Source organism: Myxococcus sp. CA039A (assembly GCF_013336645.1).
GTDB classification, from domain to species: Bacteria; Myxococcota; Myxococcia; order Myxococcales; family Myxococcaceae; genus Myxococcus; species Myxococcus llanfairpwllgwyngyllgogerychwyrndrobwllllantysiliogogogochensis.
The window spans coordinates 1-23,366 of sequence record NZ_JABUMQ010000171.1 but is presented as its reverse complement, the minus strand read 5'-3'; the positions used below and the strand labels follow the sequence as shown (position 1 = coordinate 23,366).

Annotated in this window: 18 protein-coding genes; 8 read left to right on the top strand and 10 right to left on the bottom strand. The window is 66.7% G+C overall.

Annotated features, from left to right (window positions below):
• The first annotated feature begins 133 nt into the window (after positions 1-133).
• The 3 genes from nhaA to HR086_RS26710 all read left to right on the top strand — a co-directional run bounded on the left by nhaA (position 134) and on the right by HR086_RS26710 (position 5,018).
• Positions 134-1,489 (top strand): Na+/H+ antiporter NhaA, encoded by a 1,356-nt coding sequence (gene nhaA / locus HR086_RS26720; protein WP_174464371.1) that lies wholly within the window; start codon positions 134-136, stop codon positions 1,487-1,489.
• Positions 1,490-1,524: 35 nt separating this feature from the next.
• Positions 1,525-3,216: an AarF/UbiB family protein gene (locus HR086_RS26715; protein ID WP_174464370.1), complete on the top strand. Its 1,692-nt coding sequence runs from the start codon at positions 1,525-1,527 to the stop codon at positions 3,214-3,216.
• An 806-nt stretch (positions 3,217-4,022) separates the two neighbouring features.
• The gene (locus HR086_RS26710) at positions 4,023-5,018 is read left to right on the top strand and encodes a hypothetical protein (RefSeq protein WP_174464369.1); all 996 of its coding nucleotides are present in this window, start codon (positions 4,023-4,025) and stop codon (positions 5,016-5,018) included.
• A 282-nt stretch (positions 5,019-5,300) separates the two neighbouring features.
• Here the strand turns inward: HR086_RS26710 and HR086_RS26705 are convergent, their stop codons facing one another.
• The 5 genes from HR086_RS26705 to HR086_RS26685 all read right to left on the bottom strand — a co-directional run bounded on the left by HR086_RS26705 (position 5,301) and on the right by HR086_RS26685 (position 13,411).
• Positions 5,301-5,816, bottom strand: coding sequence for a CAP family protein (locus HR086_RS26705; protein WP_174458290.1), 516 nt, complete (start codon positions 5,814-5,816; stop codon positions 5,301-5,303).
• A gap of 570 nt (positions 5,817-6,386) precedes the next feature.
• Complete coding sequence (locus HR086_RS26700) at positions 6,387-9,812, bottom strand: Ig-like domain-containing protein (protein ID WP_373564364.1); 3,426 nt, start codon at positions 9,810-9,812, stop codon at positions 6,387-6,389.
• Positions 9,813-10,003: 191 nt separating this feature from the next.
• Positions 10,004-11,287, bottom strand: coding sequence for a hypothetical protein (locus tag HR086_RS26695; protein WP_174467035.1), 1,284 nt, complete (start codon positions 11,285-11,287; stop codon positions 10,004-10,006).
• Positions 11,288-11,421: 134 nt separating this feature from the next.
• Complete coding sequence (locus HR086_RS26690) at positions 11,422-12,558, bottom strand: hypothetical protein (RefSeq protein ID WP_174467034.1); 1,137 nt, start codon at positions 12,556-12,558, stop codon at positions 11,422-11,424.
• A 70-nt stretch (positions 12,559-12,628) separates the two neighbouring features.
• The gene (locus HR086_RS26685; protein WP_174464365.1) at positions 12,629-13,411 is read right to left on the bottom strand and encodes an alpha/beta fold hydrolase; all 783 of its coding nucleotides are present in this window, start codon (positions 13,409-13,411) and stop codon (positions 12,629-12,631) included.
• A gap of 383 nt (positions 13,412-13,794) precedes the next feature.
• Here HR086_RS26685 and HR086_RS26680 point away from each other — a divergent pair, with 383 nt between their 5' ends.
• Positions 13,795-14,505: a hypothetical protein gene (locus HR086_RS26680; protein WP_174464364.1), complete on the top strand. Its 711-nt coding sequence runs from the start codon at positions 13,795-13,797 to the stop codon at positions 14,503-14,505.
• Positions 14,506-14,597: 92 nt separating this feature from the next.
• On the opposite strand, the gene HR086_RS26675 is transcribed toward HR086_RS26680, so the two are convergent.
• Complete coding sequence (locus HR086_RS26675) at positions 14,598-15,056, bottom strand: peroxiredoxin family protein (protein WP_174467033.1); 459 nt, start codon at positions 15,054-15,056, stop codon at positions 14,598-14,600.
• 128 nt (positions 15,057-15,184) lie between these two features.
• Between HR086_RS26675 and hflK the strand changes: the two genes are divergently transcribed.
• The gene (hflK, locus tag HR086_RS26670; protein ID WP_141646801.1) at positions 15,185-16,252 is read left to right on the top strand and encodes an FtsH protease activity modulator HflK; all 1,068 of its coding nucleotides are present in this window, start codon (positions 15,185-15,187) and stop codon (positions 16,250-16,252) included.
• Positions 16,249-17,190 carry a protease modulator HflC gene (gene hflC / locus HR086_RS26665; RefSeq protein ID WP_141646802.1) on the top strand — a complete coding sequence of 314 codons (942 nt, stop codon included), beginning with the start codon at positions 16,249-16,251 and terminating at the stop codon, positions 17,188-17,190. Before hflK ends, hflC begins: the two co-directional genes overlap by 4 nt.
• 33 nt (positions 17,191-17,223) lie before the next feature.
• On the opposite strand, the gene HR086_RS26660 is transcribed toward hflC, so the two are convergent.
• Together HR086_RS26660 and HR086_RS26655 are read right to left on the bottom strand one after the other, a co-directional pair.
• Positions 17,224-18,504: an ATP-binding protein gene (locus HR086_RS26660; protein WP_174467032.1), complete on the bottom strand. Its 1,281-nt coding sequence runs from the start codon at positions 18,502-18,504 to the stop codon at positions 17,224-17,226.
• Between the two features lie 3 nt (positions 18,505-18,507).
• Positions 18,508-19,215 carry a response regulator transcription factor gene (locus HR086_RS26655; protein WP_174467031.1) on the bottom strand — a complete coding sequence of 236 codons (708 nt, stop codon included), beginning with the start codon at positions 19,213-19,215 and terminating at the stop codon, positions 18,508-18,510.
• A gap of 200 nt (positions 19,216-19,415) precedes the next feature.
• On the opposite strand from HR086_RS26655, the gene HR086_RS26650 reads away from it, so the two are divergent.
• Entirely contained in the window at positions 19,416-20,495 is a 1,080-nt protein-coding gene (locus HR086_RS26650; RefSeq protein WP_174467030.1) for a hypothetical protein, read from the top strand.
• Between the two features lie 67 nt (positions 20,496-20,562).
• Positions 20,563-21,114, top strand: a complete 552-nt coding sequence (locus HR086_RS26645; protein ID WP_174463707.1) for a glutathione peroxidase — start codon at positions 20,563-20,565, stop codon at positions 21,112-21,114.
• A 61-nt stretch (positions 21,115-21,175) separates the two neighbouring features.
• Here the strand turns inward: HR086_RS26645 and HR086_RS26640 are convergent, their stop codons facing one another.
• Together HR086_RS26640 and HR086_RS26635 are read right to left on the bottom strand one after the other, a co-directional pair.
• The gene (locus HR086_RS26640) at positions 21,176-21,634 is read right to left on the bottom strand and encodes a DUF2267 domain-containing protein (RefSeq protein WP_141646807.1); all 459 of its coding nucleotides are present in this window, start codon (positions 21,632-21,634) and stop codon (positions 21,176-21,178) included.
• A gap of 165 nt (positions 21,635-21,799) precedes the next feature.
• A partial coding sequence (locus HR086_RS26635; RefSeq protein ID WP_174467029.1) for an efflux RND transporter permease subunit occupies positions 21,800-23,366 on the bottom strand: 1,567 nt, incomplete at its 5' end.

Sequence of the window (23,366 nt, the reverse complement as noted above, 5' to 3'; positions counted from 1 at the left end):
CCCCCGCCCCGTGGATCAACGAACGGCTCACCCTACCCGCCGAGTTCCCTAGCACGCACGGGTGACATTTCGGCGGGCCCTCGTCCGAAAACGGGTGCGCCCACGGGAAGGCGCGGGCATCTTGCCCCCCACCATGGAGACGCCTCCCATCACACCCTCTCCCCGGACCCGCTCACCGGCGCCCGTGCCCGCGCTCTTCCGGGTGGCCATCGCCCCGCTCCAGGCCTTCTTCCGCCTCCAGGCCAGCAGCGGCATCCTCCTGGCCCTGTGCGCGGTGGTCGCCATGGTGTGGGCCAACTCACCGTGGGCCGCGTCCTACGTCGGCCTGTTCGACGCCCGCCTGGAGCTCGGGGTGGCGGGCACCCATGCGTCCTTCACCTTCCAGCAGCTCATCAACGACGGCCTGATGACGCTGTTCTTCTTCCTCGTCGGCATGGAGGTGAAGCGCGAGCTGAGCGCGGGGGAGCTGCGCACGCTGTCTCGCGCGATGTTGCCGCTCATCGCCGCGCTGGGGGGCATGGTGGTGCCGGCCGCGCTCTATGTCGCCATCAACGCGGGCACTCCGGCCATGGCGGGCTGGGCCATCCCCATGGCCACGGACATCGCGTTCGCCATCGGCTGCCTCACCCTGGTGAAGGCGCGCGTGGGCCACGGGCTCATCGTCTTCCTCACGGCGCTCGCCATCTTCGACGACATCGGCGGCATCCTCGTCATCGCCGTGTTCTATGGCACGGGACTGCACGTCGAGTGGCTGCTCGCCGCCGCCGCGGTCGTCGGTGTGCTGATGGCGCTCAACCGCTTCTACGTCCGCAACGGCGTCATCTGGCTGCTGGCCGGCGCGGCGCTCTGGTACACGATGCACCATGGCGGCATCCACGCCACCCTGGCCGGCGTGGTGGTGGGCCTGTGCATCCCCTCGCGTCCCACCCGGTCGGGCCGGGACGTGCTGGAGGAGCTCTCCACGTACATCCGCGATTGCACCCAGAACGCCGAGGATGAGTCGATGCGGAGCGCGCAGTTGCTCTACATCGAGGACCGGCTGGAGGAGCTGGAGCCGCCGCTCAACCGCTTCGAGCACCTGTGGCACGGGTGGGTGGCGTACGGCATCGTCCCGCTGTTCGCGCTGGCCAACTCGGGCATCTCCCTGGAGGGCATGGGGTGGAAGGACCTGCTCGCGCCGTTGCCGCTCGGCATCATCGCGGGCCTCTTCGTGGGCAAGCAGGTGGGCATCTTCCTCTTCACCCTGGCGGCGGTGAAGCTGCGGGTCTCCACACTGCCTGGAGGCGCGGGACTCGGGCAGCTCCACGGCGTCTCGGTGGTGGCGGGCATCGGCTTCACGGTGGCCCTGTTCGTCGCGGGGCTGGCCTTCGCCGGACAGCCCGCCCTCTTGAATGAGGCCAAGCTGGGCATCCTCGTCGGCTCACTGCTGTCCGCGGTGGTGGGCTATGTGCTGTTGCGCTTCGTGGCGAAGCCGGTGGCGCGGGCGTAACGTCGTACCGTCGTGGCAAGGAGACAGACCCTCCCGTGATTCTCCAGGACCTCAACCGTGTGCGGCAGATCACCGTCATCGCGGCGCGGCATGGCTTTGGCGAGGTGCTCGAGCGCGCGGGCCTGTGGCGCATCCTGGGTCGCCAGGAGAAGGTGGAGGTCTCCCCGGAGGCCCAGCGCGCCTCCACCGCGCGCCGCTTCCGGATGTTGCTGAATGATCTGGGGCCCACCTTCGTGAAGCTGGGTCAGGTGCTGTCCACGCGCGCGGACCTGCTGCCAGCCGAGTTCGTCGAGGAGCTGGCGCTGCTCCAGGACAACGTGGATCCGATTCCCCTGGAGCAGGTGCTTTCCCAGATTCGCGAGTCGCTGGGCAAGGAAGCCAGCGAGCTGTTCAAGCAGATCGACGAGACGCCGCTGGCGGCGGCGTCGATTGCCCAGGTGCACCGCGCGGTGACGCTGGAGGGTGAGGAAGTCGTCGTGAAGGTGCAGCGGCCGGGCATCGCCGCGAGCATCGACTCCGACCTTGGGGTGCTGCGCAGCCTGGCGCGGTTGCTGGAGGCCGTGGTGGAGGAGACGGGCATCTACACGCCCACGGGCATCGTCGACGAGTTCGACCGGGCCATCCACGAGGAGCTGGACTTCATCAACGAGGCGACGAACGTCCGCGCCTTCCTGGAGAACCATCGGGAGCGGACCTACCTCAAGATTCCGCGCGTGTACGCTTCCCTGTCCAGCCGCACGGTGCTGACGCTGGAGTTCATCCGAGGCGTGAAGATTGCTCCGGAGACGCTGGCCGAGGAGGACCGGAAGGCCATTGCCCAGAACATCCTGGAGGCGAGCTTCCGGCAGCTGTTCGACGACGGGCTGTTCCATGGCGACCCGCACCCGGGGAACCTCCTGCTCCTGGAGGGCAACCGGCTGGCGCTGCTGGACTTCGGCGTGGTGGGACGGCTGACGCGGCCGATGCAGGAGACGCTGGTGATGTTGTGTCTGGCCGTGGCGCTGAAGGACAGCGACTCGGTGGCGCGCATCCTCTACCGCGTGGGCGTGCCGGACGCGCGAGCCAACCTGGTGGGCTTCCGCAACGACATCGAGAGCATCCTCGGCTCGCACCTGCCCACCACGCTGGGCCAGGTGGATGCGCGCACGCTGCTGCGGGACTTGCTGGACCTGGCGGTGAAGTACCGCATCCGGATTCCCAAGGAGTACGCGCTGCTCAGCCGCGCCTCCATCTCCACCGAGGGAATGCTGCGCAGCCTCTACCCGGAGATGAACATCATCGAGGTGGCGCTGCCGTATGCGAAGGAGCTGCTGGCGGGGCGGTATGACCCGACGCAGCTGCAGGGCGGGCTGATGCGCACGCTCCTGCGGCTGCAGTCGATGGCTCAGGACCTGCCCACGCAGCTGTCGCAGATTCTTCTCGACATGGAGTCCGGCAAGTTCACCGTGACGGTGCGCGCGGACCAGTTCGAGAAGCTGAACGAGAACCTGCGCAGCGCGGCGGTGATTGCCTTCATGGGGCTGTGCGCGTGTGGCTTCATCGTGGGCGCGTTCATCTCCTTCGCGCCGAAGCCGTGGATGTATGGGAACATCCCGGTGCTCGGCGCGGTGGGCATCGCCCTGGCGGCGGGCCTCTTCGGCGCGGCCATCACCTGGTACCTGTTCGGCGGGCGCGGACTGGGCAAGGTGCGGTTGAGCCGGTTCTTGAAGAAGCAGCCCAGGAAGTAGCGCCGAGTGGCATTGCACGCCCTTTGGAGGGCGCCGGCACTCACCGCGTTGACCTCCGCTTCAGCACTGCGGGATGGTTGACGCCAAACGGGGAGGAACGTGCGCGCCCAGGACTCGAAGAACGGTGCTCGAATTGTCCACCCCTCCACTGCGAGTCCAAACGACCGTGACACCTCTGCACCCCAAAGAAGCACCGACGATTGCGTACCAAGCCTTCATGTACGGCTACCCGCTGGCTGGTTTCCAGATCATCGATGCATGCACCCATAACGTTGACTCCGCGACCCTAAACCCAATGCCGTTCACTTTAGGGAAGGCCGCGACGTAGGGGCCTGCGGGAGCGTGCTCGACGGACCGAGCGGGGACGCTTCCGAGGGCAGCTGCTCATCTTGAATTTCACCGCACGGGGACACCGTCTGTGGCTTCGCCGCAGCGGAAGGATGAAGCGTTCTACCTCTTCTCGCAGACGTCGCGGATGTTTGGGAATCGCTCCAGGGCGCGCGCCGGCCAGCCACAGCCACTCGTCGCGGATGAGACGCAGGGCCATGACGAAGCTGATTCAGGCACCGCAAGGAGGGCCTGACGCGAGCACGACGGAGGCTCAAGGCTCGCCGAGCGCATCCACCGCCAGGGGGAGCCATCCCCCAGTGAGAGGTCTCAAGAAATCTTGGGGCGGAGCAAGCTGGAGCTCCAGACTGAATAGATTCAGCGCCTGCACCGTCACTGCGGATCTCGAAGGGGCTCCATGGACCGGAACGTGGTCATAGAGTCAGCTCCCTGGCATCAACTCCACAGGAGGATGGGTCATGTTGGGATTGAAGTGTCGTGACTGGAGTCCATCACCGACGGCTCGCGTGCTGACCGCAGTCTCGTGGGGGCGTCATCAGGCGCGACTGCGACTGCTGCCTCTCCTTGTCGCGTCAAGCCCGCTGGCGGGGCTTGCCCAGACGCCGCCGACCATGGCTGCTGGCACGGGCGGCGGGGATGCGGGAACGGGCGCTGTCGTGGCGGCACCACCGAAGCCCTGGGGCTGTCCCCTGGAGCAGCAAGTCACGGTGTTGCCCAAGGCGTTGAAGAAGCAGCTGGGCGCCGCGACGCGGTCTGCCGAGGTGAAGAAGCTTCTCGAACCACTTCACCTCGAAACCAGTTGGGACATGTACTCCTCATGCGATGCGGACGACCCTGCATCCGTGGTGCTCGATGTCTTCCGTGCCCGCATCGTGTCTGCGGAAACTGAGGATGTCGTTCTCCAGGCTCGGGGAACGATGTGCGGCCAGGAGCAGTTCATCGCTGGAGCAGTGCTCCATCCTCTCGCGGAGAAGAACGCCTATTGTTCCATCAACATGCCGTTCTTGCCAGGAAAGCCAGAGTCGTCGATATCTTATGCGCCCACCAAGATTGTCTTTGCGTTCGAGAACCTCACCGACCCCGTGCGAAAGGTCATCAGGGTCGAGTTGGTAGCTTGTCCTCGTTTCTGCACCTCCGAGTTCTCCTACTGGGAGGCCCAGGACGGTTCCCTGAAGAAGATCTTCGGCATCGAGTGGGGTAGCGGCAGTGACTTTTCTGGTAGCACGAACTCCAACGTGAGCGTCAGCGCGGAGGGCAAGGAGTTCCCGCGAAAGCTCCGGGTGAAAGAGTCGGTCGAGAGCTGCGGGTCAACGGTCACGCTGCCGTCAGGAGAGATTGCGCATAGTTCGGCATGCGATGAGGCCTCGAGCGAGGCGATCTATTGCTATCAGCGCAATGAGCCTCAACTGACTGGCACATTCAACGAGTGTGGAAGAAGCTCCCCTGACGATTGAGGGCCTCAAGCGGCGCGTGAAATCCGGCCAAAGAGGAGCGGACCTGCTTGGATCCTCCAGCCCACGGATGACGAGAGCGGTTCCGACCGGGAGAGGTTGGGCTGCGGGTGGGGCTACAACCTCTACGAACAGTTCGGAAACGGCAGGTCGGGGTTCTCTCCGACGCGTGTTCAGCTGGGGTGAGGCGAGGTGAGGTGAGGCCTCGTGACGTCATGACGTCCGGTGTCTGGGAGCGGAGGCGTGGGCCTCCGCTCCCGGTGACCGCGCCGCATGGGTGCTGGACTACCGCAAGCGAAGGACGTTGGCCGGGAATTGCCCCATCATGTTTCCCGGAGGGCTATACAAACAAGCCATGGCCGTATAGCCATCTTTCGTCGCAACGCCACACCCCAGCTTTGTGCTGCTCTTCCAGACCACCGCCGTGAAGTGGCCGGTGTTCATGGAGAAACCAGGCTTCGTGAAGTCGTAATACCTGACTTCATCGTACCACATCTTGACACCCATGGCTGTGAAGTCGCCCGGGGACCACGAACCCGCGCCACCACTCAGGTTTTCACCCGCACCGTTCTTGAAAGGACATGTGTGGTCTATCGTCTTTTTCGCCGCATAGTAGTTCGCGCACTTCTCCGCGCTGGCAATCAGGGTGGCATCCGACTTCAAGGCGGGGCTGCCATGCTTCGCGCGGTACTGATTGTGGAGGGAGAGCGCGGCGTTCTGGTAGGGCTGTTGGCCGAATGCGTTGGCAACGACGAGAGGCTGTAGGATGAGCAAGCTGAACAAGGCTTGATGGTGACGCATGGCCTTTGACCCCTTCTGCGAATCGGGAATCCGCTATTTGACGTAGCACTGGCCTTGCCTGCAAGCGCCATACTGTGGCTTGGGGGGCGGCGTCACAATCATATATCTGACGCAGAATGAGCCATCCGGGAGATGGGTGCGCACATTCATATCGTTCGCGCATTCGCACTGGACATTGTCGCACTTCTCCACATCGACCACGGTCATATCAGGAATGACTTTTCTGGCGGAGGTCCTGTGTTGTCTCTGGCATGCCGCATGGCATGCGGGCATGGCTCCTTGCGCCCACCGGGGGTCATAGTCGCCACTGCCCGTTGCAGGGGGCGGGCTTGCCTTGGCCTTTGTCTCCGTGGCCTGAGGGGGCTTCTTTTGTTGCGGGCTCTTGCTGGGGGCTTTGGGGGCTTGTTGTGGAGCGGGGGGCGCTTGAGGGGTACTCGGCGCCGCCATCACAAGGGATGACAGCGCGAGTATCGATATGATTGCGAACGGCATGAATTTGCGGGCCATGTTGGTTTCCGATCGAGATGAAACTACAGGTATCGGCCACTTCCATGCCCGGTTCTTTTCAGGTCACGGTCCCCAGACCGGCCCGCTCGGCGTGACGGTCATCACCTGGACGCCAGCGCGCAGCGGCGACTGGGTGACCGCGCCCGTGGCGGCGAAGCCGAAGCTTCCGCCTGTACTCACGATTCCCTTCTCGAAGGTGACCACCGCGCTCCCCCGAGTTGGATGGACCAGCGTCACCGTGTACGCGGTGGACGTCTCGTTGAGCGTGAGCTGAAGGTTCGCACCACTGGCCGCATCCCTGGCCTGCACCACATGCAGGAAGTGGCTGACCACCTGCCCGCTGGTCTCGATTTCCCCACGGAACTGGCCGACGGGATACGGGTAGGTGCCGTTGGGGCGCACCGGACCGCGCTCGTCCACGATTCGCCGCGTCGGAGTGGCCGGAACCAGGGTGCTGACCCTCACCGACTGACCGCCACTGTTCGCCGACCATGTGTTGCCCGTGAGCACCGGGTTCTCCGGGAAGTGGATGACGAAGGTCTTGTCGACCGCGGCGTTGTCGCTCGCGCTCTCCAGCCGGTCGAACACAATCAAGGTGTCGAGCGGACGGACGAACAGCGTCTCCCGCACCACCCTGCCCGCGTACGGGTTGCCGACCTCGGCCTCGCGGTGGGCCCACTCGTCGTTCAAGTCGTACACACCGGTCAGGTCGACCGCGGCGTAGTTGACCACCGGCGTCGAGTGGAGCCGCAGCATCTGTGGCACGTGGTGGTAGTAGCCGACCGTGCCCATCCCCTCGAACAGGAGGGTGTTGTGCGCGACGGGCGATTCGACGTCGACCGCGCCACCCCCGGCGTAGCCGACAATCGAGTTGGCGTAGCCGACCGTCTCGCGGATCAGGAACTCGCCGGCCCGCCACAGCTGGAAGTTGCCGGCGTCACGGTGGGCATGGCCCGCGTTGGCCGTCATTCCGAACTGAAGGTTGATCATCGTCGCATCGGGCGCCCACGCCGTTTTCGCATACACCATGCCCAGGCCGGGCGCGTGGTAGTCGAGCGGCAGCTCCGCCAGGTCCCTCGATGGCACCGCCGCCACGGTGTCGCTGTAGACATATCGAATCAGACGGTCGTCAATCGGGTGACCGGTGAGTTCGAGGAAGCGCTTGGCATAGCCGGCGATCGGCTGGGCAGACCACTCCTCGATGAGCGGGGCGAAGTAGCTGCCCAGCAGCGTCTGCGCGGTGTTGCTGGAGTCCCACCGGGTCAACCAGCGCTCGTCATCGTTGTACGGGAACGTCTCGAACAGCTGGAACTGGCCCATCCGGCTGCGCCCCGGCGTGGTCGAGTAGATGGACCAGAAGACCGACTCCATGAAGTAGTTCGTCTGGTTCCACATGTCGTGCCCGTACAGGCCGAGCGTGGTGAATGGCACCGTCATGTAGCCGAACGTCCGGCGGCCATACGTCGAGCCTTCGTGAGGCGCACCGCCAGCGGCCGGGCCGTCCAGGTAGGGCCGCAGCGAGAAGTCCCAGCGCGAGCTCATCGCGTACTGCAGGAGGTTGTTGGCGTACGGCTGGTTCTCATGCCAGCTGGCAATCGCCCACAGGAGCGAGTTGCGGAAGTAGCCCGTGTAGTAGTTGTTTCCCTCCATGCCGATGCCGCCCCACGGGTTGTCGTTGAGCGCCTCGATCGCGAGGTTCCAGCGAGCAATCAAGGTCGTGCGCTCCGCCGGCAACAGGTGCGCGAAGCACCAGTCATAGGTGAGGATCACCGCCTCGCCGTACCAACGGGCCGGATCGCTCGACACCGTGTTCTCGCTGATGGGGATTTCGGTCTGCACCGCCCAGGTGATGGCGGAGCGGCACGACGCCGGAGTCCCGGTGATGAGCGAGTGCATCGCCGCGTCGATGGCCTGCTCGGGGCCTTGGACGTTCGCCACCGGGGTGTACGGGTGCTGCGCGAAGTACGCCTGGGCGCGGGCCAGCCGGGACGCGGTGAACCAGACGCGCGGGTGCGCCACCGGGATGGCGAGCACCACAGGCGGCCCGTTGGCGATGGTGAGGGTGATGGGCGCGGACGTCGTGAGGTTGCCGGCGCGATCACGCGCCACCGCCGTCACAGGGAAGGTGCCATCGCCCACCTGCGTGGTGGTGACGTTGATCCAATACGGATAGCCGAGGTCCTCGCGTCCAACATTCTGGCCGTTCACCTGCAACTGCACGCCGGCGATCCGCACGTTGTCCTGGGCGTCGATCTTGATCTGGATGGTGCCGCCCACCGTCACGCCACTCGCGGGCGAGACGATCTGCACCTCGGGAGGAATGGTGTCGGGCGGAGGCGCGCTGACGGTGATAGCCACCGGCGCCGAGCTGGCGACGTTGCCAACGGCGTCGCGTGCCACCGCGGTCAGCTGCCGAATGCCGTAGGGCTGGAGCGCCTCGGTGTCGAGGGTCACCGACCAGGGGGCGGCCACGTCCGCCTCACCGACCTGGGTGCCATCCAGCTCGACGTGCACCCGGGTGACGCCAATGTCGTCGACCGCGCTCATCCGCACCGTGAAGGGCCCGCTCACCGTCTCACTGGCGACCGGCGCGGTGACTTGAACCTGTGGAGGACCGGTGTCGACGAGCTCGTTGTCGATGGTGATGCGCACGGAGGCCGAGGTGGTGAGGTTGCCAGCGGCGTCGCGAGCGTGCGCGGTCAGCACGTGGTCGCCATTGCGGAACAAGCGGGTGTCGAGCTGCGATGAGGCGAGGTTGCGGCCGTCGATGCGCAGTTGCACGTTCGCCACGCCTACGTTGTCGCTCGCGGCCACGGTGATTGCGACCACGCCCTCCACCGTCGCGCCTCCCGCGGGCGAGGTGATTGCCACCGTCGGTGGCGTGGTGTCGCTGTTCGGCACGGGAGGGGTGTACTCGATGGTGAGGAGCGGCCGGCGCTCCGGCTGGGTCGCCAGGCTGGTGAACAGCTTGGCCACCTTGCCGACCTTCGAGTTCGCCAGCATCACGCCCTGGTTCGTCGAAGGGTCATCGACCCACGACTGCACCACCGCGACATCGAGCGGCACGTTGTGCACGCTCACCGTGCTCGGAAACGTGGTGACATGGAACGAGGAGCCCGCGACGAGATCCGTCCCCTGCCCCACCGCGCCCAGCCGGTCCCACGCCAGGTCCTCATCCCGGAACTGCCACCCCAGGTCTCCAGCCACCAGGTTCCAGGGGGCCTGCACATACGAGCCACGAATCGCGAAGTCGTCGGTATAGGTCTCCACGGCGAACCGGAGCGTCGCGCTCTGCACCACGGCCCGTTGCGGCACCCCGAGCTGAGGGAAGCGCAGCAGCGCCTCGACCTCGTAGTCCTCGGTCTGGAACACCCCGAGCAGCGCCTCGTTGCGGTGCGCCGAGCCGTTCTGCGTCATGCCCTGGCTGGTGATCGCCACCGCTTCCGACACGCTCACCGGTGACGTCGCGGCCTGCGACACGGTCCCCACGCGGCTCTCGCGCTCACCCTCCTTCGTACATCCGGTGAGCGCGATTGCGGCCAGCACTCCTGCCCATAAAACAGTCGCACTGCTTATTCTTGAGTTCATGGACTGACGGTTCCTAGCGAATCAATGCCGGGAAGTCCACCGCGCCCCTCCTCGGAGCGGCGCGGCCATCAGCCATTCACGACGCCTGCATGCTATGGCGCGGTGACCGGCGGCTTCTCGGGGAGAGCGCTCTCCTTGGTTTCACAGGTCTGACTGACGGCCAGGGTTCCGCCCATCTGCAAGGTGACGGACTCCGTGCGCTTCCAGTAGCCGTTCGCAGGATCGTACACGCTTCCCTTGAGCTCCTGGTCATACCAGCGCTCGGCCGTGGTCTTGTAGGTCGTGCCAGGGGGCAGTTGCCCCAGCTGCACCCACAGCGTCGCGTCGAAGATGCAGTAGGGGGGCACATTCAACTCAACCGTGACCACGAGCGTCGTTTTTTGCGTCTTGGTCAACGACGATTCATCAGTATGCGAATAGACAAAGCCGACGCTGAGTGTCCACTCCTTGGTCACCTCATTCGTTCCCTGGGTCTTCTTGGCCGAGAGCGAATAGCTCAACTGCATGCCCGCCGTGTACTGGTTGGTGGCCGTCACCGTTGTCGTCTGCTCGTCCGTGACGTCGACCGAGAGGGTCTGCTTCTGGACCGCGGAGGAGTCGTTTGGCCAATGCAGACTGTCCGACACCCTCTTCCCGACGGAGTCGGGGACCACGATGTCCACCGGTTTGACGAACGACTGCTTCGGGAGGAGGTTGTTCCAGGAGAAACTGGAGACGGCGTCGTTGAATCCGACCTCCTTGAGATTGCTCACCTCCGAGAAGCTGCCCCACGCCTTGATGTTCCCATAGGCCGCCCCCGAGCCGTCGTTGTTGTTGAACAACGAGGCCATCTGGGCGTCCACCAGCGCGGGCCAGCGCACGGAACTCGCGCGATCCTTGATGTACCAGCCATCCAGGGCGTAGGTCTTTCCCGCGCCCCACTCCGAGAGGAACAGGACGGTGCGGTTCCCCGCGAAGGCGGCGGATTCGTAGAGTTCGATGGCGCCGGCGCTCAGGTCGGGCGTGTGCCAGAAGAACGCCGAAATGCAATCGTTCAGGTTGATCTTCGTGAGATCCACGGCCTCGGTCTGGCCTGTTCCCACGAGGTCGACCACCCTGCCGCAGTTGATGAGGTCATAGACATTGCCGTTGGCCGGGGCGACATAGTTATCCGTCAGGGTCATGACGGTGCCTACCGGCAGATTGAACGCAATCCAGGTCGCTTCGTCGTGAAGGCTCGACCCGGCGATGGAATGGCGTGTGTCTTTGAGGTAATCACGGGTATTGACTGAGTAGGGCGAGCCCACCCAACCCGCGTCTTTGTAGAGCGTGACGGTACCGGAAGGTTGAGCCGGGGGCGGGGCAGCCGGAGCGGGCAGCTTCGAAACCACTGACATTTGGGACGATCCTTTGATGAGCCTTTGATAGCCTCGAGGCAGTGCGAGAAAAAGCACACTGTTCACTCCCAGTCAATTGCTCACTGGTGTCAATGGTAGCCCGCACTCTTACCCGCACCTTGACAGCCATTCCGTCACTCAATCGTGGAGTTCGTGACGGCAATCGGCGTATCCGAGTGATTCGATATCTGGGGATACGTCACGTACCAGGAGCCACCCCGGTTGTTCTGGATGACCGAGCGGTCGATGCGGATGTCGCCCGAATGGTCATTGCTGACAAAGAAGATGGCGCTTCCATGCGCGTTGACTTCGTTGTGCTCGATTCGCGTGCCACACAGGGACAGCGTCATCCTGTCGCCGTCGTTGTAGATGGCGCCGCCGCTGCCCCCTCCCGGGGTGCCTGGAGTGGCGGGATTCGCGCCGTTGCCGATGGCCCGGTTGTGGGAGAAGAGGCTGTTGATGACTGTCCACGACACGCCGATGCTGCTGATGCCACCACCGTTGGAGCAGACTCCGCCGAAGCCCTGCTTGCCGCCGAAGGTCGTGTTCACCACGTAGACCGGCCGCCCGTCGTACTGGCTGAACACCCGGAGCGCGCCACCTCCAACGTCGGGCCCGACATCCGCGCACGCGTTGTTGAAGAAGCGGGAGTTGATGACCTTCACCCGCCCACCGCGCACCCAGACCGCCCCGCCTCCGTCGAACTCCGACTCACTCTTGGAGCTGGCATCCACGAACGTGAGGTTCTGGATCGTCAGCCGAGGGTGGTCCTGGTTCTGGCAGTGGGAGGTCGTCCACACCTGCTTCTGGTCACAGGTGTTCATGTACAGGATGCGGTGCCTGCCCGCTCCGCTGAGCGTCACCAGCCCCTTGCCGTCGATGACGATCTCCGGCCCCTTGTCGTTGAAGATCTTCGCCGTCCTGTCGAGCGTGATCGTCACCGGCTCCGGGCCACAGTCGAAGGTGATGACCCCGCCCCGGGCCACTGCCTCGACAAAGGCGGCACTGGTACAGCTCGCGGGCGTTCCCGTGCCGACAACGGTGGTCGGCCTGGAGCTGTCAGCGAGCCCCGCTTCCGCGGGCACGGTGCAGGTGGCCTCCGCGTTCGGATTGCCGGCGGGCGGGCCATCCTTGGGATTGGTCAGCGGGTTGGGCACGTCCACGCCCGGCGCATCCTCGCTCGAACAGCCCGCCACGCTGGCGAGCGCGAAGCCTGTGGCCAGCGAGAACACCGCGCTCACTGCCGACCGATGAAGTCTCTTCAGGTGCATCGTTCCTCCAGGAGGGAGGCAGTGTAGAGCGACGATGCACCCGAGACGAGCGGACCCGGCCCCGCGTGGCTCAGGGGTGGTGCCGACTCTGACCGAGGAAGCGGACCACTTCCGTGTGGAACCACTTCGCCGAGTCCAACATCAGCCAGTGACTGGCGTGCGGCGCCACGGTGCGGGACAAGTCGGCCCGCTGTCCCACCAGCGTCTCCGGCCCCGTGGCCGCCACCAGCGCGTGGGTGGGGCCCTTGAACTGCTCGAACGCCGCGTCCGGGTCATGCGCGAGCAGCGACTCCAGGTTCCCGGCGATGGCCTCGCGACGCGACGTGCGCATCGTCTTCATCACCAACACGCGCGTGGAATCCTTCGCGGCGAGGAGCTGGGGCGTGAGCCAGTGCTCGTGGAAGGCGCCGTACTTCGCGGCGCTGAAGTTGTCGAGCCAGGCCTCCGCCTCGGCCTCCGGCATGCGGCGCAGGTCTCCCGGCGCTTCGACATAGAGGAGCCCGGCCAGCCGCTCGGGGTAGTACGCGGCGAAGGCGCCAGCCACCGCGGCTCCAAAGCCATGCCCCACCAGGACGAACTTCTCGGGGGCCAGCGCGTCGGCGACCGCGACGACATCCTCCACCGCCGCCTCCACGCCAAAGGGACCGTGGGAGCCGCTGCTCTCGCCCAGCCCGCGAAGGTCGAAGGCCACGCTGCGCGTCGCGAGGCCCACCTGCGTCTCCGCCCAGTGAGACCGGTCCCCGGCGACATCGTGCACGAAGATGGCGGGGATGCCGCCGTCGCCCTCGACTGTCGCCATCAACCGACCCGCGGGGCCGTTGACGGACACCATCCTGGCTTCCTTGTGCTTCATTGGCCTGACTCCCGGCCCCTGGTACGGGCGCTGCCCGTCCACCCACCGCGCCATCCGTGGCGCCGGGGCCATCACCCACCAAGTCTGCCCTACTTCCCTCCGGGACGCCCCATGCCCGCGCCCGCACCTGTCCACCACTGCATTTCCAGCGGAGCGACAGGCACGAGCAAGGACTGCCTTTGACACGGCAGGACTTGCCGGCCGGCGTTGCGCTCACGTGCCCCTGATTCCTCGCGCTTCCCTCTGAGAGCACGCGCGGCACGGCCATTGCTCATGGACCGGGAGCACGCCGACACGGTCCGCATGCGGTTTCGCGGCGCGCACTTGCATCCCACCCCACAACAACATGAGCGGCGCCAGGCGCGTTGCTCGGGAGAAGTCCCATGAAGCGTATCGTCCCTGGAGTCATGATGATGGTCCTCGCCGCCGGCTGCGGCATCGAGGACGCCGCCACCACCACCGAGAAGACGGAGACGCCCGCGTCGGTGCTGGCGCGCGTGGAGCGCGACAACGGCAACGTGGTCGAGTTCCTCGAGCTGGCGGACGGCGAGGTGATGGTCATGGAGGCCGGCGTCTACCCGAACCCCCCGGCGGCCATCGACGGCATTGGCCCCGCCGCGGCGTGGAGCAAGCTGACCGGCCGCAGCGACGTGCCCCAGGCGCTCGGCATCGCCCAGCAGCGCTACGAGCTGATGCGCACGTCCCCCCGCGACGCCGAGGGTGCGACCGAGCGCGGTGAGTCGATCTTCAAGGACGGCCTGGCCGCCGGAAGCACGAGCGCCGCGGCCTACGGCCCGTGCGACATCACCTGGTTCCAGGACAACTTCTGCAACGCGGCCTACGACTGGAAGATGTGCCTGACCAACTGGGGCGGTGGCGCCTACGCCCAGCGCGGCGGAGTGGACTACCACAAGACCGCCGTGTGCCCGACCTCCGGCAACGTGACGCTCAACATCAAGGACCAGGTCATCCGCAACGTCGGCGCGGGCGGCTACCTCTGGTACTACCGCAGCGGCACCAACTTCGACTTCCGCGCGGACGTGGACAACGCGTCCGGTGACACGTTCCACTTCGCGGTCAACCTCAACTACTGAGCCCTGTCCGCTCCTGGCCTCGCGGCTCCGGGTTCATCCCGGCCGCGAGGCCGGTGTCGTTTCCGGAGTCGAAGGCCGAGGCGCCGCGCGGTTCAGCCCGCCGTGGCGAGGCTCTGTACGGCGCGCACCACCATGCGAACGTGGTGCTCCACACGCAGCTCGTGGTGGAAGATGCCTCGGATGATGCCCCGCGCATCGATGACGAAGGTCACCCGCTGCACGCGCTTGAGCAGCGGCCACACCACGTCGTAGCCGCGCGCGATGCCCGCGCTCGGGTCGCCCACCATCGGGTACTCCGCGCCCGTCGCCGCGGCGAAGTCGCACTGAACCTGATGCGTGTCCGTGGACACGCCCACCACCTCGGCGCCAAGAGCCCGCAGCTGCGGAAGCGCCTCGCCGAAATGCTTCGCCTCCTGGGTACACACGGGCGTGAAGGCGGCCGGAAAGAAGAAGAGCACCACGGGGCGCCCTCGCAGCGCGGAGAGGCGCAGGCGCTGCCCCTGAGTGGTGAGGGCTTCGAAGTCGGGAGCCGGGGCGTCGAGGGTGACCATGGGCGCGGGGACGGACCATAGGTGCTCGGCAGGCAAGGGGTCACGAATGAACCAGGATTCCGGGCCCGTTTCACTCGCCGCCCCGGTTCTCCTTGCAAGTAGATTCTTTGCAGTCCAAAGACTGAGGGATGGCATGGGATCCTCGAGTGTTGAACCCCGACCCGAACGGGCGGGACCCCGCGGACGTCCTGCGTGAGCTGCAGAAGAGGCTGAGTCGCGGCCTCGGACGTCGGCTCCTGCTGGGCTCGATTGCGCTCGTCACGTTGGTGGGCCTGCTCACCAGCTACGCGCAGGTGGAGCCGGACGAGGTGGGCGTCATCCTCCGGCTCGGCCGCTTCGTGGGCACGGTGGAGCCGGGTCCCCACTTCCGGCTGCCGTTCTGGGTGGATCGCATCGTCAAGGTGCCGGTGCAGCGGCAGCTCAAGGCGGAGTTCGGCTTCCGCACCGAGTCCGTCAACTCGCGCGCCACGTCGTATTCGGCGAGCACGTCGGACCTGAAGCGCGAGTCCCTGATGCTCACCGGTGACCTCAACGTCGCCGTGGTCGAGTGGATCGTCCAGTACAAGATCAAGGACCCGTACAAGTACCTCTTCAAGGTGAAGAACGTGGAGGGGATGCTCCGCGATATCTCCGAGGCGTCGATGCGCGCGGTGGTCGGCGACCACTCCGTCAACGAGGTCCTCACCACGGGCCGCCAGACGGTGGCCACCCAGTCCAAGCTGCTGCTCCAGGACCTGGCGGACCGCTACGAGACGGGCGTGGACATCCAGCAGGTCGTCCTCCAGGACGTGAACCCGCCCGACCCCGTCAAGCCGTCCTTCAACGAGGTCAACCAGGCCATCCAGGAGAAGGAGCGCGCCATCAACGAGGCCTACGCCGAGCGCAACCGCGCCATCCCCCGCGCCAAGGGCGAGGCCGAGGAGGCGCTGCGCTCCGCGGAGGGCTACGCGATTGAACGCGTCAACCGCGCCAAGGGCGAGGCCGAGCGCTTCACCCGCGTCTACGAGGAGTACCGCAAGGCGCCGGAGGTCACCCGTCGCCGGATGTACCTGGAGACGGTCAGCCAGGTGCTCCAGGGCGCCGGGCAGAAGGTGGTCATGGATGAGAACCTCAAGGGCTTCACGCCCCTCTTGCGGATGGACGGGGCGGACTCCGTCTCCGCGGGCGCAGCGCAGCTGAAGGAGGCCCAGCAATGAGCCGCGTCGCACTGATTCTCGTCGTCGTCGCCGCGCTCGCCGTCGTGCTGGGCTTCTCCAGCACGTACACGTTGAGCGAGCACGAGCAGGCCGTCATCACCCGCTTCGGCCAGCCCCGGGGCCAGTCCATCACCGAGCCGGGACTGCACTTCAAGCAGCCCTTCGTCGATACGGTGAACCGCTTCGACAAGCGCTGGCTGGACTGGCGCGGGGACCCGAACCAGATCCCCACCAAGGACAAGAAGTACATCTGGGTGGACACCTTCGGCCGCTGGCGCATCGTGGACCCGCTGCGCTTCTTCCAGCGCCTGCGCGACGAGCGCAATGCCCAGTCCCGGCTCGACGACATCATCGACGGCGAGACGCGCAACACCATCGCCTCGTTCGCGCTGATTGAGGCGGTGCGCTCCACCAACCGGCCGTTCGAGGACGACGAGTACACCACCGAGGCCGAGCGCGGTGAGTCGCTGGAGCAGGTCTCCCAGGGACGCGACAAGCTCACCCGGCAGATTCGCGACCGCGCGGCGGAGATCGTCAAGGAGTTCGGCGTGGAGCTGGTGGACGTGCAGATCCGCCGCATCAACTACGTCGACGAGGTCCAGGTGAAGGTGTTCGAGCGCATGATCTCCGAGCGGCGCCGCACCGCCGAGCGCTCGCGCTCCGAGGGCATGGGCCGCGCGGCCGAAGTGCGCGGACAGCGGGAGCGGGACTTGAAGGAGATCCGCTCGGAGGCGTACCGCAAGGCGCAGGAGATCACCGGCACCGCCGACGCCGAGGCGACGAAGATCTACGCGGACGCCTTCGGGAGGGACCCGGAGTTCTACCAGTTCATGCGCACCCTGGAGGCCTACCCCCAGGTGGTGGACCGCTCCACGTCCCTCTTCCTGGGCAGCGACTCCGAGTTCTATCGCTACCTGCGCAGCAGCGCGAAGAAGTAGGGGCAAGGCTCCGCCCCGGGTTCGGGCCGCGCTTCACGCTGGAAACGACAGCGTGAAGCGTGCGCCCCCCAGCGCCGAGCCCAGGGCACGGACGCTCCCTCCATGCACCTCCGCGATGCGGTGCACGATGGCGAGCCCGAGCCCGAAGCCGTGGCGCTCGTCGTCGAGTCGATGGAACGGCTCGAAGATCCGCTCCCGCTCCGCGAGCGGAATCCCAGGCCCGTCGTCGTCGACATGGATGTGAATCACGAGCCCTTCCCGGCTCAGGCTGACCTGGACCCGGGAGTTCGCATGGCGCAGGGCATTGAGAATCAGGTTCGACGTCGCGCGCTCGATGAGCCGGGCCTCGACACGAACGACGAGCGGCTCCTCGTCCGGCCCCGGGGCGGCCAGCACCGCCTTGTGTGGCAGCAGGGTCAGGGTCTCGCAGAGCGCGGCGAGGACAGGACGCACGTCCACCCGGGCCTCCTTGTGCGCGCCGTGCGCCTTCAGGCGCGCATAGGTCAACAGCTCGTCGATGAGCGCATCGAGCTCCGACAGGCTGCGCTCCACCCGGTCGAAGGCGTGCTCCCGCGCGTCGGGCTCTGACGCTTCTCTCGCGAGCGCGAGGCTGAAGTGCAGCCGCTGGCTCGGGGCTCGAAGCTCGTGGGAGGTGTTGTGGAGGAGCTCGTCTCGCAGGGTGATGGAGCGCTGGAGCTCCGCGCCCATGTGGTTCACCGCCGCCGAGAGGGCGCCGATGACGTCCCGTGAGCCGACCTGGGCTCGCGCCCCGAGCTCTCCCCTGCCGAGCGCCTCGGCGGTTCGCCGCAGGTCCAGGAGCTGACGGCGCACGGGGCGCAGGAGCGCGAAGATGCCCAGGGAGAGCCCGCCCACGAAGAACAGGAGGAGCGCGCCGCCTCGCGCACCGCCCAGCGGGAACATGAGCGGCAGCGGCCCCACCTGGAGGACGTGGTTCGTCCCTTCGATGCGCGCATAGAGCATCGACGCGAACACCGGCCCCTCTCGAATGACCTGCCCGCGCGCGAGCCGCTCGGCCTCCTCGGCGTCGAGAGGGGTCCGTGCCTGGGGGATGAGCGCGACTGGCACGCCGAAGCGCTTGGAGGCCTCCTCGGCGGGACCTCCGAAGTCGCCGTGCTCGCGGTAGCGCGCCTCGAACAGCTCGGCCATCAGCCCGACGGGCACCGCGAGGGAGACTTCGAGGTTCCGCGCGAGCTGCGCGTTGATCCTCGGAATCACGAACGCCCTGGCGGCGAGACCGGCGATGAGCACGCCCGCGAAGATGTGGAGATAGACGCGAAGGAAGAGTCGGTCCACGGGTCAGCTCACGGTGAAGAGGTAGCCGACCCCGCGGACCGTCTTGATGACGTCCGCCTCGCCGGAGGCTTCGCGCAGCTTGTGACGCAGACGCGAGACGCGGAGATCCACGGAGCGGTCGATGTCATCCTGCTCCACGCCCCGAAGCCGCTGGTACATGAGCTGCCGGCTCACGACCTGCCCCGCATGCGTCATCAGCAGGAACAGCACGTCCAGCTCGCCCGAGGTCAGGTCGAGCGCCGCCCCCCGCAGATGGGCCGTTCTGCGAGCCGGGTCGACCGTGAGTTCGCCGACGCGAACGGGGCCAGGCTCCGGCACGGGCGCCGTGCTCGTGCGGCGCAAGAGCGCCCGCATCCGCGCCAGGAGCACGCGGGGGCTGACTGGCTTCGGCAGGTAGTCGTCGGCGCCGCTCTCCAGCCCCACGACTTCGTCCACCTCGGCGCCCCTCCCCGTCAGCATGAGGATGGGGCCCGGATAGGCCCCCCGAAGCTCCCGGCAGACGGTGAAGCCATCCTTGCCGGGAAGCATCACATCGAGCACCACCAGGTCGGGCCGCGCGGCGAGAATCCGTGGCACCGCCCGGTCACCGCTGACCTCACACTCCGCGGTGAAGCCATGCATCCGCAGGTAGTCGGCGACCATCGCCGTGAGCTGCGTATCGTCATCCACGATGAAGACACGCGGGGTCGACGTCTGACTTTTCAGTTCCATGAGGGTGCCCGTGCCAGGAATGCGTCCCCTGAAGCATACCCCTTCCGTTGCATCCGTTGGCGAGCGAGCCGCTTCGTCTCTCATTGTATCGCTTCGTATCAGTGGGAGGGCTGCCTCATGGCGTATGTCATCGTTCAGCGCATCCACAGGAGGATGCCGTGTCTGAGAAAGCCAGCCTTGAGTCCCCACGAATCGGTCCCATGAAGCCCCTCCCCACTCCGGAGCTCATCCCCACCACCGACACACTCATCTATGGAGAAACCCTTTATCTTCAAGTGGGCGGCGCGAAGGACCGGTGGCTCACCGGCGGCCGGAGCGACGGCAACAAGCGGGTGTACACCCGCGATGGCGAGGGCGGCGACCTGGAGTCCAGCTACCGGTGGACCCTGATGAAGACCCGCGACACCGTGGGCAGCGGCCCCCTGCGCTACGGCGACATCGTCTATCTCAAGGTGGGCGGCGACAAGCCCCGCTGGCTGACGGGAGGACGCAGCGAGGGCCAGCGAGAGGTCTCCACGCTCGACGGTGAGGGCGGCGACATGGAGTCGAGCTACCAGTGGACGGTGATGCAGAGTCGCACGGCGATGGGCAGCGGCGAGGTCAAACGAGGCCGGGCGGTCTACTTGAAGGTGGGCGGCGCGAAGGACCGGTGGCTCACCGGCGGCCGGAGCGACGACAACATCCAGGTGCTCACCCTGGACGGAGAGGGAGGCAAGACCGAGGAGACCTACCAGTGGACCTCCTCCCCGGTGAACTACTCGCGCGTGTTCGCCGTCTTCGCCGAGGACTCGCCAGACACGAAGACGCTGGAGCCCGGAATGAACACCCGGGTGTTCACCCGCGTGGAGGCGTGTTCGCCCGAGCGCTCCATCCGGCTGGACCTGAAGACCGGGGTCATCACGGTTCCCCCCGGGACGTACGACATCTCCGGCTACTCGAGCGTCGTCTACCTCACCGGCCAGGAGGAGGACGGAATGGTGACGAACAAGTCACCCACCGCGAACGGTGGGTACTGCCGGCTGCGCCTCGCTGGGGGCGACTCGGAGACCATCCCGAATGACGACCCCCGGGTGCTCGTCGTCGGCAGCATCTGCACGGCCAACGCGATTCCCAGCATGGTGCGCGCCTGGTTCTCCACCACCGTGGAGGCCCGGCTCATCCTGGAGCACCAGAGTGGAGAATCCGCGGAGCGAATCGTCCAGAGGCACAAGTCGACGACCGCACAGGGCGTCAGCTCCACCTGGCACTACTTCGCGCGACTCAGCGTCACCCGCGTATAGGCGGGGCGACACATCTCACGGCGGCGATTGACGGGCGCGGGGCCAAAGTAAGAGGCTCTGCGCCCATATGAGCCAGAACCTCTACGACATCCCGCTGAAGTCCATCGACGGCGCCGCCCTGACGCTGGGCCAGTTCAAGGGCAAGGTGCTGTTGGTGGTGAACGTCGCCTCCAAGTGCGGCCTCACCCCGCAGTACGAGGGCCTGGAGAAGCTCTACGAGAACAAGCACGCCCAGGGGCTGGAGGTGCTCGGCTTTCCCGCGAACAACTTCCTGGGCCAGGAGCCGGGCACCGAGGCGGAGATCAAGGACTTCTGCGACCTGACCTACTCCGTGAAGTTTCCCCTGTTCTCGAAGATCTCCGTCGTGGGCGAGAACAAGCACCCGCTGTACCGCGAGCTGACGAGCGCGGTCCCCGACGCCACGGGCGAAGGGCCGATGCGCCAGAAGCTCAAGGGCTACGGCATCGACGCGAATCCGATTCCGGAAGTGCAGTGGAACTTCGAGAAGTTCCTCATTGGCCGCGATGGTCGCGTCGCCGCGCGCTTCGCCCCGGACGTGACGGCGGAGGACCCGCGCCTGGTCCAGGCCATCGACGCGGCGCTCGCCAGGCCGGCCTGAAGACCGTGAGCCGCGCCGGGCTTCCTGGAGACGGGAAGCCCGGTACCGGCGACTCCGCTGGCTACACCGGCCGGCGGAAGCTGTCCGCGAGGTCCGCCGGGAGCTGGGAGGCCACCGCAGACACCTCGTCCTCCGGGATGCGGTCTCTCACCGCGGTGAACACCACCTTCATCACCCGGTCCGCCTGGTCCACCGGAATCTTCAGGTGGTCCGCCACGTCGGAGATGAACTCGTCGCGGTGCATGCGTCGCGCATGCGACGGGCCCCGGAGGATGGTGCACTCCCCGACGATGTCGCCGATGTCGGGGCCCAGCGCGCGCATCAGCTTCACGTCCTCGCCGTCGGACAGGCGGCGCGCCAGCGTGCAAAGCACCGCGTGCGCCGCGTCTCGCGCGTCCACCTTGTTGACGCTGACCTCGCGGCTGTTGCCGATTTCGTCGAGGAACGCCTGGAGGTCCAGCGACTCGTCGCGCTCCTTCACCGGGGTGATGGAGGGAGGAAGCTCGGTCTCGTGCGCCATGGGGTCATCTCCTTGCTCGCCGTGGACTCGCCTGCCCATCCACCGACGTACCCTTGACGATGTCCACGGTGCGCGCGTGCTTCAGCCAGACGCCGTGACGGCGCCTGCCCCCTCGCCAGCGCCTGGGTGAAAGAGGCTCGCGGGTGAAGCCGCGAGCCCCTGACCTCAGCCGTGCGCCGCCGGGCGAGGCTCCTCGCCCCCGGGCCGCGCCTGTGCCGTGGGACCGCCGACCTCGTCATCCGGACGCTTGCCCCGCCACGTGGCCAGCCGCGTCTTCATGCGGTCGGCGACCACGTAGAAGGCCGGCACCACGACGAGGCTGAGCACCGTGGAGACGGAGAGGCCGCCCAGCACGGCGATGGACATGGGCGCGCGCGTCTCGCTGCCCGCGCCCAGCGCCAGCGCCGCCGGCACCGCCGCCATCATCGTCGCCGTGGACGTCATGAGAATCGGCCGCAGACGCACGGGGCCGGCGCGCAGCATCGACTCCACCGCGTCCAACCCCAGCTCCCGCTGCTGGAGCGCGTAGTCCACCAGGATGATGGAGTTCTTCTTCACGATGCCCATCAGCAGCAACAAGCCAATCATGCTGAAGATGTTCAGCGTGCTGCCCGTGCCCAGCAGCGCGAAGGCCGCGCCGGCCACCGACAGCGGGAGAATCGTGAGCACCGTGACGGGGTGCAGGAACGAGTTGAACTGCGCTCCCAGCACCATGTACGCGACGCCAATCCCCAGGAAGAGCGCGAAGAACAGGCTGCTCATCGAGTCGCGGAACGCCACGCTCGCGCCGCCCGGCACCACGCGCACGCCTCCAGGCAGGTCCTTCGCGAGCCGCTCCACCGTGGCCAGCGCCTCTTCCTGACTGGAGCCCGGCGCCACGTTGGCGAAGATGCTGATGGCGCGCTCTCGGTCCCTGCGGGTGATGGCCTGCAGCGCCGGCCGCTCCTCCTGCGTCACCAGCGACGACAGGGGGACGAGCGCACCACTCGCCGTGCGCACCTTGAGCATCGCCAGGTCTTCCGGCCTGGAGCGCTGCCCGGCCAACAGGCGCATGCGCACGTCGATGCGCCGACCTCCGGTGCTGTACTTGCCTACGCGAACGCCGCCGACCAGCGCGTTGATGGTCGTCGCCACCGCTTGAATCGGCACGCCCAGGTCCGCCGCGCGCGCCCGGTCCGGGGTGATGCGCAGCTCCGGCATGCCCAGCTGGTAGTCGGTGTCCACGTCCACCACCTTGCCGCTCGCCTGGACCTTCTCGCGCATCTCCTGGCTCGCCTTGACCAGCTGGTCCCAGTCCGAGCCGCGCACGCTGAACTCCACCGGGAACCCGCGCTGCGCGGTGAAGCCCGCCTGCGACAGGTCCTGCACCACGGCGCGCAGACCCGGGTAGCTGTTGAGTTCCTTGCGGAGGATCTGCTGGAACTCCGCCTGCGGCATGCGCTCGTCGGGTGGCTTCAGCGTCAGCATCATGAAGCCTCCGTTCGCGCTGGTGTTGCCACCGCCTCCGCCCACCACCGCGAAGACGCTGAGCACCTCCGGGCGCGACGAGGCGAAGGCCTCCGCCCGCTGGAAGATTTTATTCGACTCCTCCAGGCTGCTGCCCACCGCCGTCTGCAGGCGGACCATCAACCGGCTCTGGTCCTGCGACGGGACGAACTCGCCCGGCAGCGCGCGGAACGCGAACACGCTGGCGGCCAGGATCACCACCGCCCCGCCGAGCACGCGCCAGGGC

What these genes read in the sequence shown, in the direction of transcription:
- nhaA (WP_174464371.1), top strand. Translation starts at nt 134, where the DNA reads ATGGAGACGCCTCCCATCACACCCTCTCCCCGGACCCGCTCACCGGCG.
- HR086_RS26710 (WP_174464369.1), top strand. Translation starts at nt 4,023, where the DNA reads ATGTTGGGATTGAAGTGTCGTGACTGGAGTCCATCACCGACGGCTCGC.
- HR086_RS26705 (WP_174458290.1), bottom strand. Translation starts at nt 5,816, where the DNA reads ATGCGTCACCATCAAGCCTTGTTCAGCTTGCTCATCCTACAGCCTCTC.
- HR086_RS26695 (WP_174467035.1), bottom strand. Translation starts at nt 11,287, where the DNA reads ATGTCAGTGGTTTCGAAGCTGCCCGCTCCGGCTGCCCCGCCCCCGGCT.
- HR086_RS26690 (WP_174467034.1), bottom strand. Translation starts at nt 12,558, where the DNA reads ATGCACCTGAAGAGACTTCATCGGTCGGCAGTGAGCGCGGTGTTCTCG.
- HR086_RS26685 (WP_174464365.1), bottom strand. Translation starts at nt 13,411, where the DNA reads ATGAAGCACAAGGAAGCCAGGATGGTGTCCGTCAACGGCCCCGCGGGT.
- HR086_RS26680 (WP_174464364.1), top strand. Translation starts at nt 13,795, where the DNA reads ATGAAGCGTATCGTCCCTGGAGTCATGATGATGGTCCTCGCCGCCGGC.
- HR086_RS26675 (WP_174467033.1), bottom strand. Translation starts at nt 15,056, where the DNA reads ATGGTCACCCTCGACGCCCCGGCTCCCGACTTCGAAGCCCTCACCACT.
- hflK (WP_141646801.1), top strand. Translation starts at nt 15,185, where the DNA reads ATGGCATGGGATCCTCGAGTGTTGAACCCCGACCCGAACGGGCGGGAC.
- hflC (WP_141646802.1), top strand. Translation starts at nt 16,249, where the DNA reads ATGAGCCGCGTCGCACTGATTCTCGTCGTCGTCGCCGCGCTCGCCGTC.
- HR086_RS26655 (WP_174467031.1), bottom strand. Translation starts at nt 19,215, where the DNA reads ATGGAACTGAAAAGTCAGACGTCGACCCCGCGTGTCTTCATCGTGGAT.
- HR086_RS26650 (WP_174467030.1), top strand. Translation starts at nt 19,416, where the DNA reads ATGAAGCCCCTCCCCACTCCGGAGCTCATCCCCACCACCGACACACTC.
- HR086_RS26645 (WP_174463707.1), top strand. Translation starts at nt 20,563, where the DNA reads ATGAGCCAGAACCTCTACGACATCCCGCTGAAGTCCATCGACGGCGCC.
- HR086_RS26640 (WP_141646807.1), bottom strand. Translation starts at nt 21,634, where the DNA reads ATGGCGCACGAGACCGAGCTTCCTCCCTCCATCACCCCGGTGAAGGAG.